This is a genomic window from Bacteroidota bacterium (assembly GCA_016713765.1).
Classification (GTDB): domain Bacteria; phylum Bacteroidota; class Bacteroidia; order AKYH767-A; family 2013-40CM-41-45; genus Pollutiaquabacter; species Pollutiaquabacter aromativorans.
Map to the genome: position 1 here is coordinate 338,001 of JADJON010000003.1, position 15,815 is coordinate 353,815.

At 55.6% G+C, this 15,815-nt stretch carries 10 protein-coding genes; 6 read left to right on the forward strand and 4 right to left on the reverse strand.

Going from position 1 to position 15,815, the window contains the following annotated elements; genetic code table 11:
• Positions 1–222 precede the first annotated feature (222 nt).
• Entirely contained in the window at positions 223–840 is a 618-nt protein-coding gene (locus tag IPJ96_12170) for a hypothetical protein (protein MBK7911084.1), read from the forward strand.
• A gap of 281 nt (positions 841–1,121) precedes the next feature.
• On the opposite strand, the gene IPJ96_12175 is transcribed toward IPJ96_12170, so the two are convergent.
• Positions 1,122–2,249 (reverse strand): IS91 family transposase, encoded by a 1,128-nt coding sequence (locus IPJ96_12175; GenBank protein MBK7911085.1) that lies wholly within the window; start codon positions 2,247–2,249, stop codon positions 1,122–1,124.
• On the reverse strand, positions 2,246–3,181 hold the full coding sequence (locus IPJ96_12180; protein MBK7911086.1) for a tyrosine-type recombinase/integrase: 936 nt from the start codon (positions 3,179–3,181) through the stop codon (positions 2,246–2,248). Before IPJ96_12180 ends, IPJ96_12175 begins: the two co-directional genes overlap by 4 nt.
• Positions 3,182–3,568: 387 nt before the next feature.
• On the opposite strand from IPJ96_12180, the gene IPJ96_12185 reads away from it, so the two are divergent.
• The 3 genes from IPJ96_12185 (at position 3,569) to IPJ96_12195 (ending at position 6,312) form a co-directional block, all read left to right on the forward strand.
• Positions 3,569–4,051, forward strand: a complete 483-nt coding sequence (locus IPJ96_12185) for a transposase (GenBank protein ID MBK7911087.1) — start codon at positions 3,569–3,571, stop codon at positions 4,049–4,051.
• 188 nt (positions 4,052–4,239) lie between these two features.
• Positions 4,240–4,956 carry a transposase gene (locus IPJ96_12190; GenBank protein MBK7911088.1) on the forward strand — a complete coding sequence of 239 codons (717 nt, stop codon included), beginning with the start codon at positions 4,240–4,242 and terminating at the stop codon, positions 4,954–4,956.
• A 576-nt stretch (positions 4,957–5,532) separates the two neighbouring features.
• Positions 5,533–6,312 carry an SPASM domain-containing protein gene (locus IPJ96_12195; GenBank protein MBK7911089.1) on the forward strand — a complete coding sequence of 260 codons (780 nt, stop codon included), beginning with the start codon at positions 5,533–5,535 and terminating at the stop codon, positions 6,310–6,312.
• Between the two features lie 383 nt (positions 6,313–6,695).
• On the opposite strand, the gene IPJ96_12200 is transcribed toward IPJ96_12195, so the two are convergent.
• Both IPJ96_12200 and recG read right to left on the reverse strand, forming a co-directional pair.
• A complete protein-coding gene (locus IPJ96_12200) occupies positions 6,696–9,134 on the reverse strand; it encodes a phenylalanine--tRNA ligase subunit beta (protein ID MBK7911090.1) in 2,439 nt (812 codons plus the stop codon).
• Positions 9,135–9,183: 49 nt separating this feature from the next.
• Positions 9,184–11,286, reverse strand: a complete 2,103-nt coding sequence (gene recG, locus IPJ96_12205) for an ATP-dependent DNA helicase RecG (protein MBK7911091.1) — start codon at positions 11,284–11,286, stop codon at positions 9,184–9,186.
• Positions 11,287–11,403: 117 nt separating this feature from the next.
• Between recG and IPJ96_12210 the strand changes: the two genes are divergently transcribed.
• Together IPJ96_12210 and IPJ96_12215 are read left to right on the forward strand one after the other, a co-directional pair.
• The gene (locus tag IPJ96_12210) at positions 11,404–12,135 is read left to right on the forward strand and encodes a rhomboid family intramembrane serine protease (protein ID MBK7911092.1); all 732 of its coding nucleotides are present in this window, start codon (positions 11,404–11,406) and stop codon (positions 12,133–12,135) included.
• A gap of 141 nt (positions 12,136–12,276) precedes the next feature.
• Positions 12,277–15,810, forward strand: coding sequence for a T9SS type A sorting domain-containing protein (locus IPJ96_12215; GenBank protein MBK7911093.1), 3,534 nt, complete (start codon positions 12,277–12,279; stop codon positions 15,808–15,810).
• Positions 15,811–15,815: the final 5 nt, after the last annotated feature.

A 15,815-nucleotide genomic window follows, 5' to 3' on the forward strand; every position in this document is an offset into this window, starting at 1 on the left:
CCCAAGGTAGATGCACCTTAAACTACTTCAATAGAGATTTCAATGACTCGTCAATCCTATGCTTTCTCCAGATAACATGAAAAAAACTTAAATGACTAATACGCATTTCGCCAATCTGCCCGTTTGTTTAAATTTCCTAGTAAAATCATAGAGTCGAGAGAAATAAAACGAAGTAAACCTTCGTCTATTTGAGCGTTAGCTGTAATTTTAAAACCCATAAATATGGAATCAATATTTAAAGAAATAATAACAGACTACAAAGCTATATTCACAATACTTGTGACAGTAACCTACGCTGTTGCTGTAAAGTATGTTTTCGACTTGCAACGAAAAAGAAGAGTTGAGCGAAACGAAATATTTTTCAAGGCATTAACTACTGGACTCGAAAACAACGCAATTTCTTCATATGAAGACATTACAAATATTTATGAAGGTATAACAAGGACTTCTATTGATAACAGTGATTTCAAGTATGGACTTAAAAGATGGCTAAAAGAATATCTTGTTGCACTTATTTCTAAATCATTAGATAGTAAACCAGATGACACTAAGATTAATGATTGGAAAGAAAAAATAACTGGATTTATTAGAAAGAATGAAGAAATATCACCTTATGACGACATTCCACCAGCAGAGAAAAATTTACTCATTGATATATTAGCATATGACGATAAGGGAGACAAAGATGCCGTTAGAAGAAAAGTAGATGAGTTAAGCGGACTGATTAAAAGTAAGAATGAAGTATTGACAAATATTCAGAACACAAATAAATATTCGACCATACTAGCAATCGTGGGATTGATTTTGACTATTTTCTTCGGAATATTATCAATCAAATGAAAAGGAAAACTACAGCTAACAACTAAGGCTTCGTTGGGCCCAACGGGCCAACAATGAAGCCGCTGTTGCACGGAACCCCGCGATCGCGGCGCCGTGCAGGTGACTATGGGGATTGAATGAGTGGTGTGTGCTGATTCGTTGCCGTTTCCGATCACACAAAGGTTGATATCGGCGCCGTTCAGAAGAGGATCAGGGATTGAAAAAGCGTAGCGAGTCGGGTGTCAGGCACTGGTTTTTCAGGTTGGGGCAATGCAACTCCAGCCCGTGGTGCAGGTGTTTTTTTATTGTGAGGAAGTGGTGTTCAGTATTGATCGATAGCGCGCGGGCGGGCCGCGGTGATCAAACCGCAGGATGGTTTTCATCAGGGATTTTTTGCAACAGGGACAACGCACGGCCAGGGCTTTGCTGCGTGGCTGCCGGATCAGGGTAACGGTCTTTCCCTGCAACTGTAGTATGATCTGTGGGATGCTCACGGCCTTTTTGCGGCTGGAGAGGATGCCGTAATGCCGGATGCGCACAAAACCCCTGGGCAGGATGTGCTGCGCAAAGCGGCGGATGAACTCCATCGGCGTCAGCTCCATTACCTTGTTGCTGCCGTCGCGGTAGTCCTTGTAACGGAAGCGAACACGGTCTTTGTCAACGGACAAGAGCCGATGGTTGCTGATGGCGATCTTGTGCGTGTATCGGCCCAGGTAATCGATCACCGCACCGGGAGAGGCAAAGGGCCGCTTGGCATAGACCACCCAGGGCTTTGTAAAGAGCATGCGGAAGAGCTGCGGATCTTCGCCCGGGAAGGCCTTGCGCAAGTTCGCTACCATACGCGCCCGCATCACCCGGCTCAGTGCCTTTACCGGGAAGAGGAACTTTCCTTTGGAGCGTGCATTCTTCCAGAACCCGGCAGCGGTGATGCCCCCGCCGGGTACGATGCAATGCAGGTGCGGATGCAGGGAGAGGTTCTGACCCCAGGTGTGCAGCACGGCGATCATACCCGTGCGTGCTCCCAGGTGGGCGGGATCGCCGGCAAAGGAACCGATCACGCTCCAGGCTGTGGCAAAGAGCGCATCATAGACACGATCCGGCCCATACAGGCACAAACGGTTCAGCTCCCCGGGCAGGGTGAACACCACATGAAAGTACGGCACCGGCAGCAGCTCGGCCTTGCGGGCGGCCACCCAGTCTTCCCGGGCCAGGACCTGGCACTTGGGACAATGACGGTTCCGGCAACTGTTGTAGCTTATGCGCAGGTGGGAACAGGCGGGGCACTGATCCAGATGCCCGCCCAGGGCCGCCGTGCGGCAGTCCCGGATCAGGCGCAGGGTGCGCTTTTGCCAGTTGTTGAGTTGCGTACTCTGCTCAACCTGTGTCCATGTTTGCCCTATGACCTGCGCTACTTCGCAGGCCGGCCTCAAGGTGCAGGAGCGAAGAGTGTATCCAGCGGACTGAACGGCGCTTTGCGGCCGTGCTTTGCCACGTGCAGGTACACCATCGTGGTCTCGATGCGCTCATGCCCCAGCAGTTCTTTGATGGAGACAATGTCCAGCCCGTCTTCCAGCAAGTGGGTGGCATAGGTGTGGCGCAGGGTGTGCACCGAGATGTCTTTCTTGATGCCGGCCGCCTTGGCTGCCTGCTGTACAGCCCACTGCACCCCGCGTTGGGAGTAGCGACTGTCAAAATCACCGCCCTTGCGGCCCTCGGGCTTGCCGTTGAACAGGAACGTCTGGGGGTTCTCCGCTTCCAGGTAGCTGCGCACACCTCGGCAGAGCAACTCGCCCAGGGGCACATACCGGTCCTTCCGCCCTTTGCCTTTACGCACGTGCAAAAGCCGGCGGTCCAGGTCCAGGTCTTTGATGTGGATGCTGCGCACCTCCATACACCGCAGGCCGCAGCCGTAGAGCAGACCGATGAGCAGCCGATGCTTGAGCAGCGCAGGGGCCCGCAACAATCGCCGCATCTCCTCCCGGCTCAGGATCACCGGCAGCTTCTTCTCATGCTTAATGCTCGGAAGGGTGAACCGCTTATAATCCAACCCCTCGGCCTTGAACGCGAATCGAAGGCTGTACACCACGAACTTGAAGTAGGACTCCGAGGGTGTGTCGTGCTGATCGAGCATCTGCTCCAGATACTCATCCACCTGTTCGGTATCCAACTCCGTAGGCAGGCACTCAAAATGCAGTGCCATCTGCGCCAGGTAGCGCGTGTAATTACTCAACGTGCTGGGACTCTTACCCGCGATACGGATCTTGCGCGAGAGGCGCTTGTAAAAATCCTCGAATCCCTGTACCTTTAAACAGGCTTGTTTTACCAGCGTCCTGTAGGGCTGTTTTTCAGATTTGTTCTTCATACATAGAATGTTTGTGGTAAAACCTTCTACGACGATCCATCTGAAATCGGTTCTGCTCAGGTATCACAGGCTACCCCGCGATAGCGGGGTTTAGTGCAACATGGGCTTAGCGAAAGTGGCGGTTCAGTGGTTAATTGAACATTTGTGCTTCGTATCAAGTGTAGTGCTGGTTGACAGTTTTGTGCTTCGTATTCGCCACCTTCGCCAAGCCCCGGAACGTCAGACTGTGCAAAAACCCTCCCCTATTGTTTAAAGAATTTTGATCTGTTTCCGGGCGGGGCTGATTATATTGAGAGAATAATCAGCTTTTCATGAAATACCTAACCGGATTCGACCGCAGGCAGGCCACTTTATTCCCGACTTGTATCGATGATTTGATCCCGGAAGATGCGGGAAGTGCGGGTTATCGATTTATTCGTAGACGCGTTGCCGCTGAAAGAACTGGGATTTTTAGAAAATGAACCTGCGGAAGAGGGCAGGCCGATGTATCACCCGGCCGATCTGTTCAAATTGTATGTGTACGGTTATCTGAACCGCATACGGACTTCTCGCCTGCTGGAGCGTGAGTGCCAGCGGAACATCGAACTGCTCTGGTTACTGAAGGGACTACAACCCTGCTTTCGTACGATTGCCGGCTTTCGGTCAGACAACCCAAAACTGTTCCGCAATGCGTTTACCCACTTCGTCCGGCAGATCAACCGAAAGGGCCTGACCGGGGAAAACGCTGGTGGCGCTCGATTCAAGCAAGTTCAGGGCGGTCAACTCCAAGAAGAAAAACTACAACCAGAAAAAGATCGACCGGCAACTGGAGTACATCGACAACAAGATCCAATCTTACATCGAGGAACTCAACGCAGGCGATCTGGATGAGGCCAGAGAAGCCACGATCGCTGAGAAACTGAAAAAGCAAAAGGCCCAACGTCGCAAGTACAAGCGCATTGAAAAGCAGCTTGCGGAAACGGGCCTGGACCAAATCTCCACCACCGATCCCGATGCCCGGACCATGATCCTGCACGGGTCGGTAATCGAAGTGGCCTACAATGTACAGACGGTGGCAGATGAGCGGAACAAGCTCATCCCCTGAATACGAAGTCACCAAACAGAACGACCGGAAAGCCTTACTGCCGATGGCGCAGAAAACCAAGCGTATTTGCGATACGGATGCCGTGGCTGTACTGGCGGACAAGGGTTACCACAACGGCGAGCAGCTTACCGGTTGTGAGCAGGAAGACATCTACACAATCGTAGCCTACCAGGAAGTACCCCGCAGTTATCCCGTGCCGACTCCGGAGTACTACGGCGAGCGCTTCCGGTACAACCCGAAGAAGGACCAGTACAAATGTCCGCAGGGTCACATCCTGAAGACCACCGGCCATTGGTATAATAAGAAGTACGAAGAGTCGGTAACCAAAGTCAAGCACTACAAGACGACGGCCTGCGGCAGTTGCGCGGTCAAACACCTGTGCACCCGCAACCCCAAGGGGCGCCTGATCGAACGGTCTCAACATGCCGGCGCGGTAGAGCGCAACAACCGCCGGGTGCGTGAAAACACATCGACCTATTCCCTGCGCCAGCAAATCATCGAACACATCTTCGGCACCATCAAGCGACAATGGGGCTACGATCACATACTACTCAAAGGCCTCCGGAAAAATGAAGGCGAGTTCGGATTAATCTATCTCATTTATAATTTTCGGAGGGTTATAAACATTTTAGGCCTGCCAGAAGTTGAAAAAGTGGCTCACCAGGCTGCTTTTTTCTATTTTTACGGATAGGGCGCTCCGTAATGCAAGGCAATACCAAAAATATTCGTGCTGGCAGCTTGTTCCTGTTATCGTCCGGGAAGGGTGGTGCTGAATTTTTGGGGAGTTGTTGCACGAACTGACGTTGTGTGCAATTTTAACCGATTAGATTATACTGTATCGTAATATTAACCTGACCGACAAAAAAAGAAAACTATATGGGGTAGCCGAAAACCAATAAGAGTAGGCATAACAAACAAACAATTTTATTATGAAAACACTAAATCAAAATCAATCAGGTACACCAACAATTGCAAGTTGGAAACGGTCTCTTGACTTTCTTTGGTTGGAAATTACTCCGAAGTGCAATCTTACTTGTGTTCATCGTTACGCCGACTCTACACCCTTTAACCCTTTAGAAAGTAAAATGACTTTTCAAGACTGGGTAAATGTAATGAAGGAGAGTTATGAATTGGGTTGTAGAAAAATTCAGTTTATTGGAGGCGAACCGACTATTCATCCTGAGTTCTTAAACTTAGTAAAGATTGCCAAAAAACAGGTTACGAGTTCATTGAAGTTTATACAAATGGTACTGTATTAAATGAAGAAATGTTTTCTACGTTTACAGAACTCAATGTAAATCTTGCTTTTTCTTTTTACAGTTCAAACCCAGACACACACGATAAAATTACTTTGAGGAAAGGAAGCTATTTAAAAACTGACAGAAGTATTAAAAAGGCATTGCAGCTGAGATTGACAATTAGAGGTGGAATAATTGAGATGGAAGAAAATGTAAATCAATCTTTAGAAACTATTAATTACCTCAAAAGCTTAGGCATTAAGAATATTAACGTTGACAAAAAAAGAGAAATAGGCAGAGGGCGGGAAAACGGCAAAGACACAAATCCAATGAGCCAGCTTTGTGGTGCATGCTGGAATGGAAAATTAGCGGTTGACGCTAACGGAAATGTTTTTCCCTGCGTTTTTTCAAGATTAAATATTGTTGGCTCTGTGAATGAAGGTCTAATAAATATCTTGCAAAAAGAAACTCTGAAGCAATTTAGAGAAGAAGTGTATAAAATAAATCATAATAATAGTTGTAGTCCACCTGACTGTGGGCCGAGTAGTGAATGTACTCCTCAAGGTGACTGTAGTCCATCAAACGAATACAAACCTCTAATAAACAATTTGAATTGTTCTCCCGAGAGTGGAAAGGACTGCAATCCAGATTATGCTTGTAATCCTGACACTGGGGAGTGTGGGCCAGACCATCACCCAGCGAAAGTTCTTGTATTGAATACGTGTGGCCCTAATGATTGTAGTCCTGGCAGCGAATGCGTCCCACAAGGCGATTGCAGTCCTTCCAGTTGCAGACCTTGGGGTGGTTAAACGGACGACAAAAAACAGCACACAACATAAAGATTAACGACAATAAAAAAAGAAAGGCTTTGGTGGATATATGAAGTGTATGCAAGATATTAAATCTGTTCAAGTTCAAAAAATGCGAACTACTTTATGGCAGAAAAATATATTTTATTGTTCGCATTTTTTACGGAGAGAGTGTCGCTCCGAATCCCTTCTTTTTTACTGCGTTAATCCCTTCTTCGTTATGTGCAAGCCTAAAAACCAACACTGCAACACCGCTAAGGCGGATCTTCCACACTGTCTGTGGGCAGAATGTTAAGGACTCTGTTCAGCTACGACCGAAGCACTTAAAAAAGTATAACGCGATACACTAGGACATAAATCCTGGTCGCAATCAGAGAAACTTATCAAGCCCTCCTAATCACCGCCCCCAACTCTCCCTCAAAACTACCCATCAGCCGCTCCATGACCTTGTCGATCTGCTGGTCGGTGAGGGTTTGGGTGTCGTCCTGGAGGAGGAAGCTGATGGCGTAGGATTTCTTGCCGGCTTCGATCTTCTCGCCCTCGTACACGTCGAACAGGTTGAGGGAACGCAGCAGCTTCTTTTCGGTCTTGAAGGCCAGGGCTTCCAGTTGGGCGTAGCTGACCGTGCGGTCCAGCACCATGGACAGGTCGCGGCGTACGGGCGGGAACTTGGAGAGCTCGGCGCTCTTCACCGGCTTCCTCTTCGCGCGCTGCAGCAGGAGGTCCCAGTCGATGTCGGCATACGCCACCTCGGCCTGGATGTCGAACTGCCGGGCCACGCTGCGCTTCACCATGCCGAAACGCACGAGGGTCTTCTCCCCTGCCGTCCAGGCCAGTCCCTGCGCTAGCTCGGGATGGTCCGCCGCCTGCTCTTTCCATTTCCCCTTGTCGATGCCGCAGCGCTGCAGCAACTGCTCCACCATGGCCTTGAGGTAAAAGAAGCCCGCCGCCGCTTCCGGCGCGTTCCAGGCCGGCTCGTGTTTGCGGCCGCAGAGGTACAGCGCCAGGTGCCGGCGTTCGGTGAATTGTCCGTCCAGCTTGTGGTACGACTTCCCGAACTCGTAGAAGCGTACGTCCGCCTGCTTGCGGTTGCGGTTCCAGGCGATGGCTTCCAGGCCGGTCGGCAGCATGTCGAGGCGCAGCATACCCAGGTCGCCGCTCAGCGGGTTGAGCAGGCGTACGGCCTCCTCCGCCTTCACCGACGGACGTTCGGCATACTGTTCTTTCGTGAGTGAATTGGTGAACAACTCGAAAAATCCGTTCGAAGCCAGGAAGGCCGAGATCGCGGCCTGCAGGCTGTCGGCGTCGAAGCCCACGATCGACGGCAGCGAGACGCTCAGCTTCGCCGGCAGCGGGATGCGGTTGTAGCCGTAGATGCGCAGCACTTCCTCCACCACGTCCACCGGACGGGTCACGTCCACCTTGTTGGTCGACACCTCCAGGCGCAGACCAACTTCGTTCGACTCGACCGCGAACCCCAGGTCGGCCAGGATCCTCCGCACGTCGTGCTCCGGAATAGCGGTACCGGCGAAACGGTTCAGGTAATCGAAGCGCAGCTCCACGCGCGCGGGCGCGATCGGCTGCGGATAGGTATCGGTCACGGCCGAGCGGATGCTACCGCCGGCGACTTCGCAGATCAATTGCGCGGCGCGCTTCAGCGCCCAGAGGGTCTGGTTGGGATCGGCGCCCCGCTCGAAGCGGAACGAGGAGTCGGTCTTCAGGCCGTGCTCCTTCGCCGTCTTCCGCACGCTGCCCGGCGCGAAGTAGGCGCTCTCGAGGAATACGTTCGTAGTCTTTTCGCTGATCCCCGAATGCAATCCACCGAACACCCCGGCCATGCAGAGGGGCTTTTCGGTATCGCAGATCATGAGGTTGTCGGTGCTCAGCGTGCGCTCCACGCCGTCGAGGGTGACGAACTTCTCGCCGGCATTCGCCCTGCGTACGACGATCGTGCCGCCCCGGATCGTATCGGCATCGAAGGCGTGCAGGGGCTGACCGCATTCGTGCAAAACGAAATTGGTCACGTCCACCACGTTGTTGATGGGTCCCACGCCGATCGCCTTCAGGCGCGTCTTCAGCCAGTCGGGCGATTCGGTCACGGTGACGCCTTCGATGGTCAGTCCGCTGTAGCGCGGACAAGCCGCCGCGTCGCGTACGTCCACGCGGATCGGTCCGGCGGCCGCCACCTGCGGGAAGCCGTCGTGCGAAGGCAACTCGACTGCCAGTTCGAGGCCGGGATGCTCCGTGCGCAGTACCGCCGCGAGGTCGCGGGCCACGCCGATGTGCGAAGCGGCATCGACACGGTTCGGTGTCAGGCCGATCTCGAACACGACGTCGTCGGTCACCCCGAAGTATTCGCGTACGCTCTTGCCCACCGGCGTATCGGCGGGCAACACGAGGATGCCCGCATGCGAGGCGCCCATCCCGATCTCGTCCTCCGCGCAGATCATCCCTTCGGACACTTCTCCGCGGATCTTGGATTTCTTAATCTCGAACGGCTCGCCCGAGAGCGGATACACGGTGGCACCCACGATCGCGACGATCACTTTTTGTCCGGCCGCCACGTTGGGCGCGCCGCAGACGATGGACAGGGGCGTTTCGCCGCCGACGTCCACCGTGGTCAGGCTCAGCTTGTCGGCGTTGGGATGCCGGACGCAGGTCTTCACCTCGCCCACCACCAGGCCGCGCAGGCCGCCCTTGACCGATTCCACGGTTTCGACGCCCTCGACTTCGAGCCCGCAAAAGGTCAGGTGACGGGCAACGGTATCGGCGGGTAAATCGATGTTAAGGTAGCTTTTCAGCCAGTTGTACGAGATCTTCATAAACCGTGGATTCGCGGCCAAAGATACGATTCCGCCCCGAAGGCCGGGCTCAACTGATCCGGCCCCAGTTGCCCGATCGCTTGCGGATCGCGTCGAGCTGCCGGTGCACGACCGCGTGCTCCGGTTTTTCCAGGTGCGGGTCCTGCTCGAGCAGTTTAAGCGCCGCTTCCCGCGCCACCTGCAGGATCTGCTGGTCCTTCGCCAGGTCGGCAAGCTTGAGGTCCACGATGCCGCTCTGCCGGGTGCCTTCCGCGTCGCCCGGACCGCGCAACTGCAGGTCCGTTTCTGCGATCCGGAAACCGTCGTTCGTCTCGACCATGGTCTTGAGCCGCAGGCGCGCGTCGTTGCCCAGCTTGGGGCCGGTCATCAGGATGCAGTACGACTGATCGGCCCCGCGTCCGACCCGGCCGCGCAACTGGTGCAACTGCGAAAGGCCGAAGCGCTCGGCGTTCTCGATGACCATCACCGAAGCGTTGGGCACGTTGACGCCGACCTCGATCACCGTCGTGGCGACCATGATGTGGGTCTCGCCTTTCACGAAGCGCTGCATCTCGAAATCCTTGTCGGCGTTCTTCTGCTTGCCGTGTACGATGGACACGCGGTACTGGGGCGCGGGGAAGTCCCGGCAGATGGCGTTATACCCGTCCTCCAGGTTCTTCATGTCCGACTTTTCCGATTCTTTGATGAGCGGATAGACGATGTACACTTGTCGCCCAAGCGCGATCTCCTTTTTCAAAAAGTTCCAGACCTGCAGGCGGTGCGCGTCGGTGCGGTGAACGGTGCTGATGGGTTTTCGTCCGGGCGGGAGTTCGTCGATCACGGAGACGTCGAGGTCGCCGTAGATGGTCATCGCCAGCGTGCGCGGGATCGGCGTGGCGGTCATGACCAGGATGTGCGGGGGCGTGTCGCTCTTAGCCCAGAGACGGGCGCGCTGCTCGACACCGAAGCGGTGCTGTTCATCGATGACCACGAAGCCCAACGCCTTGAACTGCACCGGGTCTTCGATCAGGGCGTGCGTACCGATCAGGATCTTGATGCTGCCGTCCTGCAGTCCCTCGTGGATCTTCCTCCGCGCGGCCGTCTTGGTGGAGCCGGTCAGCAAGGCTACGGGCACATCGAGCTCGCCGAGCATCTTGCTGATCGTCTCGGCATGCTGGTTGGCCAGGATCTCCGTTGGCGCCATGAGGCAGGCCTGGAAGCCGTTGTCGATCGCCAGCAGCATCGACATGAGCGCGACCACCGTCTTCCCCGAGCCGACATCGCCCTGCAACAGGCGGTTCATCTGCCTGCCACTGCCGCAGTCGGTGCGGATTTCCTTGATGACGCGCTTTTGCGCGTTGGTCAGCGGGAACGGCAGGCATTCCTTGAAGAAGCGGTTGAAATAGTCGCCGACCGTGGAGAAGACGCGGCCACGAAATTTCTCGAGCCGGGCCTGCTTCATGCTGAGCAGGCGGAGCTGGATATAAAACAGCTCCTCGAACTTGAGCCGGAACTCGGCTTTCTTTTGCGCCTCCGGTGAATCGGGAAAGTGGATCGCGGCAAAGGCGTCGCGGCGGTTCATCAGCCTAAGCGACTGCACCGAATTATCCGGAAGCGTCTCGGAAAACCGGGGCGGCAGTTGGATCTGCAATTGCTTCTGCAGTCGCAGGATGCCGCGGCTGTCGAGTCCTCGGGTCTTGAGCTTTTCGGTCGTGGCGTAGATGGCCTGCAGGCTGCTGGCGAGCGCGGGGTTGACTTCGGCGGCAAGTTCCAGCTCGGGATGCACGACGCTGATCGCGCCGTTCCATTCACTCGGTTTTCCGAAGAGGATGTACTCCTGGTTCAGTTGCAGCGTCGATTGGAGCCACTTCAATCCCTGAAACCAACGGAGCTCAATGCTGCCGGTGCCATCGTCGAAACGGCCGGCCATGAACTTCTTGCGCTTATCGCCTTTGACGACAAGCGAGACGATCCTGCCCCGAACCTGGATGTAGGGCAGGTCGGCGTTCAACTCGCGGATCGAATAGAACCGCGTGCGGTCGACGTACCGGAACGGGAAATGGAAGAGCAGGTCGCCGAAGGTGAAAATCCCCAATTCCTTCTTGAGCAGGTCGCCGCGTTGCGGCCCCACGCCTTTGAGGTATTCGATGGGTTGTGAGAAGAAATCCTGCACCACGGACAAAGGTAATCCGCGGAAACGCTACGACACATCCAATGCATGCGGAGTTTTATCGGTACTTTTGAGGAAATGATGCCGGAGCAATTACCGAACGTTGACGGGACTTTTCCGATGCCGGGTCCTCCGCCTCCCCCCGTCCGGAGCGAGGTGAACTGGAAGCAGGCCGTTGCTCCTCCCCTGGTGTTTGTTGTCGTACTCTGGATCATCGAGCTGATCACCGACCTCCGGTGGATCAGCCGTCCGGTCGAATGGGGCATCCTTCCGCGCAGCCTCGAAGGGCTGGTAGGGATCCTGACCGCTCCGTTCATCCATGCCGATACCGATCACTTGCTCGCCAACACCCTGCCCTTGCTGGTGGTCGGCACAGGCTTGTTCTACTTTTACCGTGAGCTGGCGTTCCGGGTGATCTCGCTGGTTTGGACGTTCTCCGGCGCCTGGGTGTGGATGATTGCCCGGGGCGAATACCACATCGGCGCGAGCGGACTCATTTACGGTTTTGTCACCTTCCTGTTCCTCAGCGGCGTGTTGCGGCGCGACACCCGGTTGATGGCGATCTCGCTGCTGGTCGTTTTCCTCTACGGCAGCATGGTGTGGGGCATCCTGCCGATCGACCAGCGCATTTCCTGGGAGTCGCACCTGCTTGGCTCGGTGGCCGGCATCATCGCCGCGCTGTACTTTCGGAAGGACGGTCCGCAAAAGCCCAAACCCCAATGGCAACTGGACGAAGAACAGGGTTTGACACCGGAAGCCGAGGCGGAACAAGTTGCAGCGGAACAGCAACCTGACCGCCCTACTTTTCGTTACGACTACCGCCCGTCCGATGAGACGGAGGAACGGGATTAAATCCCTCTGAAAATCCGGGGTTATCAACACACTTTTTGTCGAAAGATTGCACCTGTTTTAACCCGGCCTCCGAACGGTGCGGGGTACCTTTACCCGGTTAGCTCACAAGAATCAAACTTCAACCCTCCAATAATCCAATCCATGAGACAAAACTTGACAAGGATTTCAGCTTTCCTGCTGTTGCTCCTGACGGTGTTCGCATCATCACAGCGGGCATCCGCGCAAGGTGACGCGGGCGTGATCGACATCACAGCGCCCTCGGCCAGCCTTTGCGCGGGAGCGAATGATGTGAAAGCCGTCGTGACGAACTACGGCGCCGGACCGATCACCCTGATGACGATCGGCTGGAGCGTGAATGGCGTTGCGCAGACACCGTTCAACTACACGAACACCCTGCTGCCGGGCGACAACGACACGGTCACCGTAGGCTCGTTCAACTTCCCCGGCGGCTCGACCTTCACGATCGATGCCTTTACGGCCGATCCGAACGGTTTGCCGGACACCGACGCCTCGAACGACTCCTTGTCGAAGAGCGGCTTCACCTCCGCCCTCTCGGGAACCTACACCATCGGCGGTACGACACCCGACTTCGCACGCTTCACCGACGCGGTGACGGCGCTGACGACTTACGGCGTTTGTGGCCCGGTGACGTTCAACATCCGTCCGGGTGTGGACACGATGCAGACCGTGATTCCGGAGATCGCCGGCGCTGACTCGACGAACAACATCCGCTTCCAGAGCGAATCGGGTGACAGCTCCTCCGTGGTACTGACCTACCCGACACAGCCGTCCTTCACCCCGACCAACTACCTGATCCAACTGGATGGCGCTGACTACCTGACCTTCCACCAGCTCACGCTTCAGCGTACCGGCATTGAGCCGTACGGCCGCATCCTCGAATTCCGCAACACCGCTACGCACATCACGGTCTCGAACTGTCACCTGATCGGTTCGACCACCACGGCGGTAACGAATTCACTCGCGGCGCTTGTTTACTCCTCGGCCGGAACTTCCTCCAACGACTCCTCGAACGTCTTTACCAACAGCCGCTTCGAGCGAGGCACGCTGGGTATTTACATGAACGGCATCAACACCCTTCAGCTCGAGCAGGACATCCACATCACGAACAACACCTTCGTTGACCAGTATTCGAAGGGTATCCAGATGAGCAACATCGGTGTTGCCATCATCCGCAACAACGACATCACCACGAACTCGACCTACAGCGGTTATGCCGGTATGTACCTCGATCGTTGCCAGCGCAACCACGTGATCTCGCACAACACGATCATCGGCGTTCCCGGTACCGGTCTTTACATGATCGACTGTACCGGTCTGGCCGGCATCCGCGGCATCATCGCCAACAACTTCATCACCGTGACCGACTCGGCCGGTATCTCGATGATCAACGGCGACTATCAGGACATCGTGTACAACTCCGTACTCGTGACCGGCCCGATCAGCTCCTATTCGGCCATCTTCATGCGCGGCTCGGGCCTGGGCAAGACCGTTAAGAACAACATCTTCGCCAACATCGGCAGCGGTTATGCTTATGTCGTGACCGACTCTGCCGTCTTCGGCATCGAAGCTTCCGACTACAACGACCTTTACTCGAACGGCACCAACGTCGGTAACTACGACGGCACCATCGCCGCCGATCTGGCTGCCTGGGTTGCGGCTTCCTTGAAAGACTCCAACTCCGTGAGCGGCGATCCACGCTTCATCTCGAACTCCGATCTGCACGCAACGGCTGGTATCTGCGACAACGCCGGTCAGCCCCGCGCCAACGTCACCGACGACATCGACGGGGAGACCCGCAGCCTGACTACCCCGGATATCGGCGCCGACGAATTCGTGGCCGTACGTCGTGACCTGGGTGCGGTAGCCTTAATAGCTCCTGCCAACGGCGACTGCGGTTCTTCGAACGCGGTCATCACGGTACTGGTCACCAACTACGGCGACATCGCCGAAAGCAACTTTGACGTTACCACCGACCTCTCCGGCGGCGGCAGCGGTTCACTGACCGAGACCTACACCGGCACGCTGAATGCCGGCGATACCGACACCCTCTTCTACACCGGTACCCTCAACACCTCCGCCGGTGGCGCGATGACCTTTACCATCTCGACCAACCTTTCGGGCGATGACGACACCAGCAACGATACAGTAGTGGTGAACATCACCCTGAACGCGGAACCGGCTGCACCTACCGCGAGCGGCGACAGCATCTGCGCCGGCGAGACCGCCAGCCTGACCGCTACGGGAACCGGAACCCTGAACTGGTACGACGCAGTAACCGGCGGCACCCTGCTGGGAACCGGAAGCCCCTTCGCGGTCACGCCTTCCGCTACCACTACGTACTATGTGAGCGATAGCGACGGCACTTGCGAAAGCTCCCGCACCGCTGCTACGGTTACGGTACTCCCGGCACCGAGCGTAACCCTGGGCAATGACACTTCCATCATCGATGGCGACACCTTTACCTTCGATGCCGGCCCCGGCTTCTTCTCCTACCAGTGGAACACCGGAGCAACAACCCAGACCATCACGGTAGGCACCGAGGGCTGCTATACCGTCACCGTCACCAATACTTCCGGTTGTACCGCTTCGGATGAGGTTTGTCTGGACGTGGTATTCCCGACCGATGTGGCCATTACTTCCATCATCTCCCCGGCTGACGGCGATTGCGAAAACGCCAGCGCCAACGTGGAGATCGAAGTATCCAACCTCGGCACCAACGACGTTTCGAACGTTGACGTGACGGTCGATATCACCGGATTCGCATCGGGAACCTTCACGGCCAACATCGCCGGACCGATCGTTGCCGGCACCTCGCAAACCATCGTGCTGGGTACCATCAACACCCTTGGCGGTGGCACGTTGGACATCACGGCCTACCACAGCTTCAATGCCGACCAGGACGCCAGCAATGATACCCTGCGCGCTTCGAACGATATCGTGGTGGTTCCTCCTCCCCCGACCGGTCTCGGCGGCTCGCGCTGCGGTCCTGGCCCGATCGTGATTACCGCGATCGCTTCCGATACGGTTTACTGGTACGATGCTCCGACCGGCGGTAATCTGTTGTTTGTCGGCAACACCTTCAGCATTCCGTTCCTCTCCGCTACCACGACCTACTATGCACAGACCGGCAATGTTTGTCCGAGCCAGTCGCGTACGCCGGTAATCGCCACGATCACCCCGCTTCCGCTGGTCGACCTCGGCCCGGATGTAATTGCCAACGACAGCACCATCCTCGACGCGGGTGCAGGCTTCGTCATTTACTCCTGGAGCACGAGCGAAACGACTCAGACCATCACGGTCTACAGCACGGGTCAGTATATCGTGACCGTACAGGACAATAACGGTTGCTTCAACTCCGACACGATCGAAGTCACGATCTTCACCGGTATCGAAGCCACCGCCTACCGTGGCGTACAGTTGTTCCCGAACCCTGCTGCCGACCGCATCACGCTCGACGGCATGACGGGCAACGACAACGATCTGACGGTGCGCTTCCTCGATATCCGCGGACAAGTGGTGCGTACCGATCGCTTCCGCAATGCTTCCAACCGCATCAGCCGCACCTACGACATTGAAACGCTCGCTCCGGGTGTTTACTTCGTCGAAATGTCGGGCGATTCCGGTCGTCGCGTATTCCGCCTGATCGTGGAATAATCCAA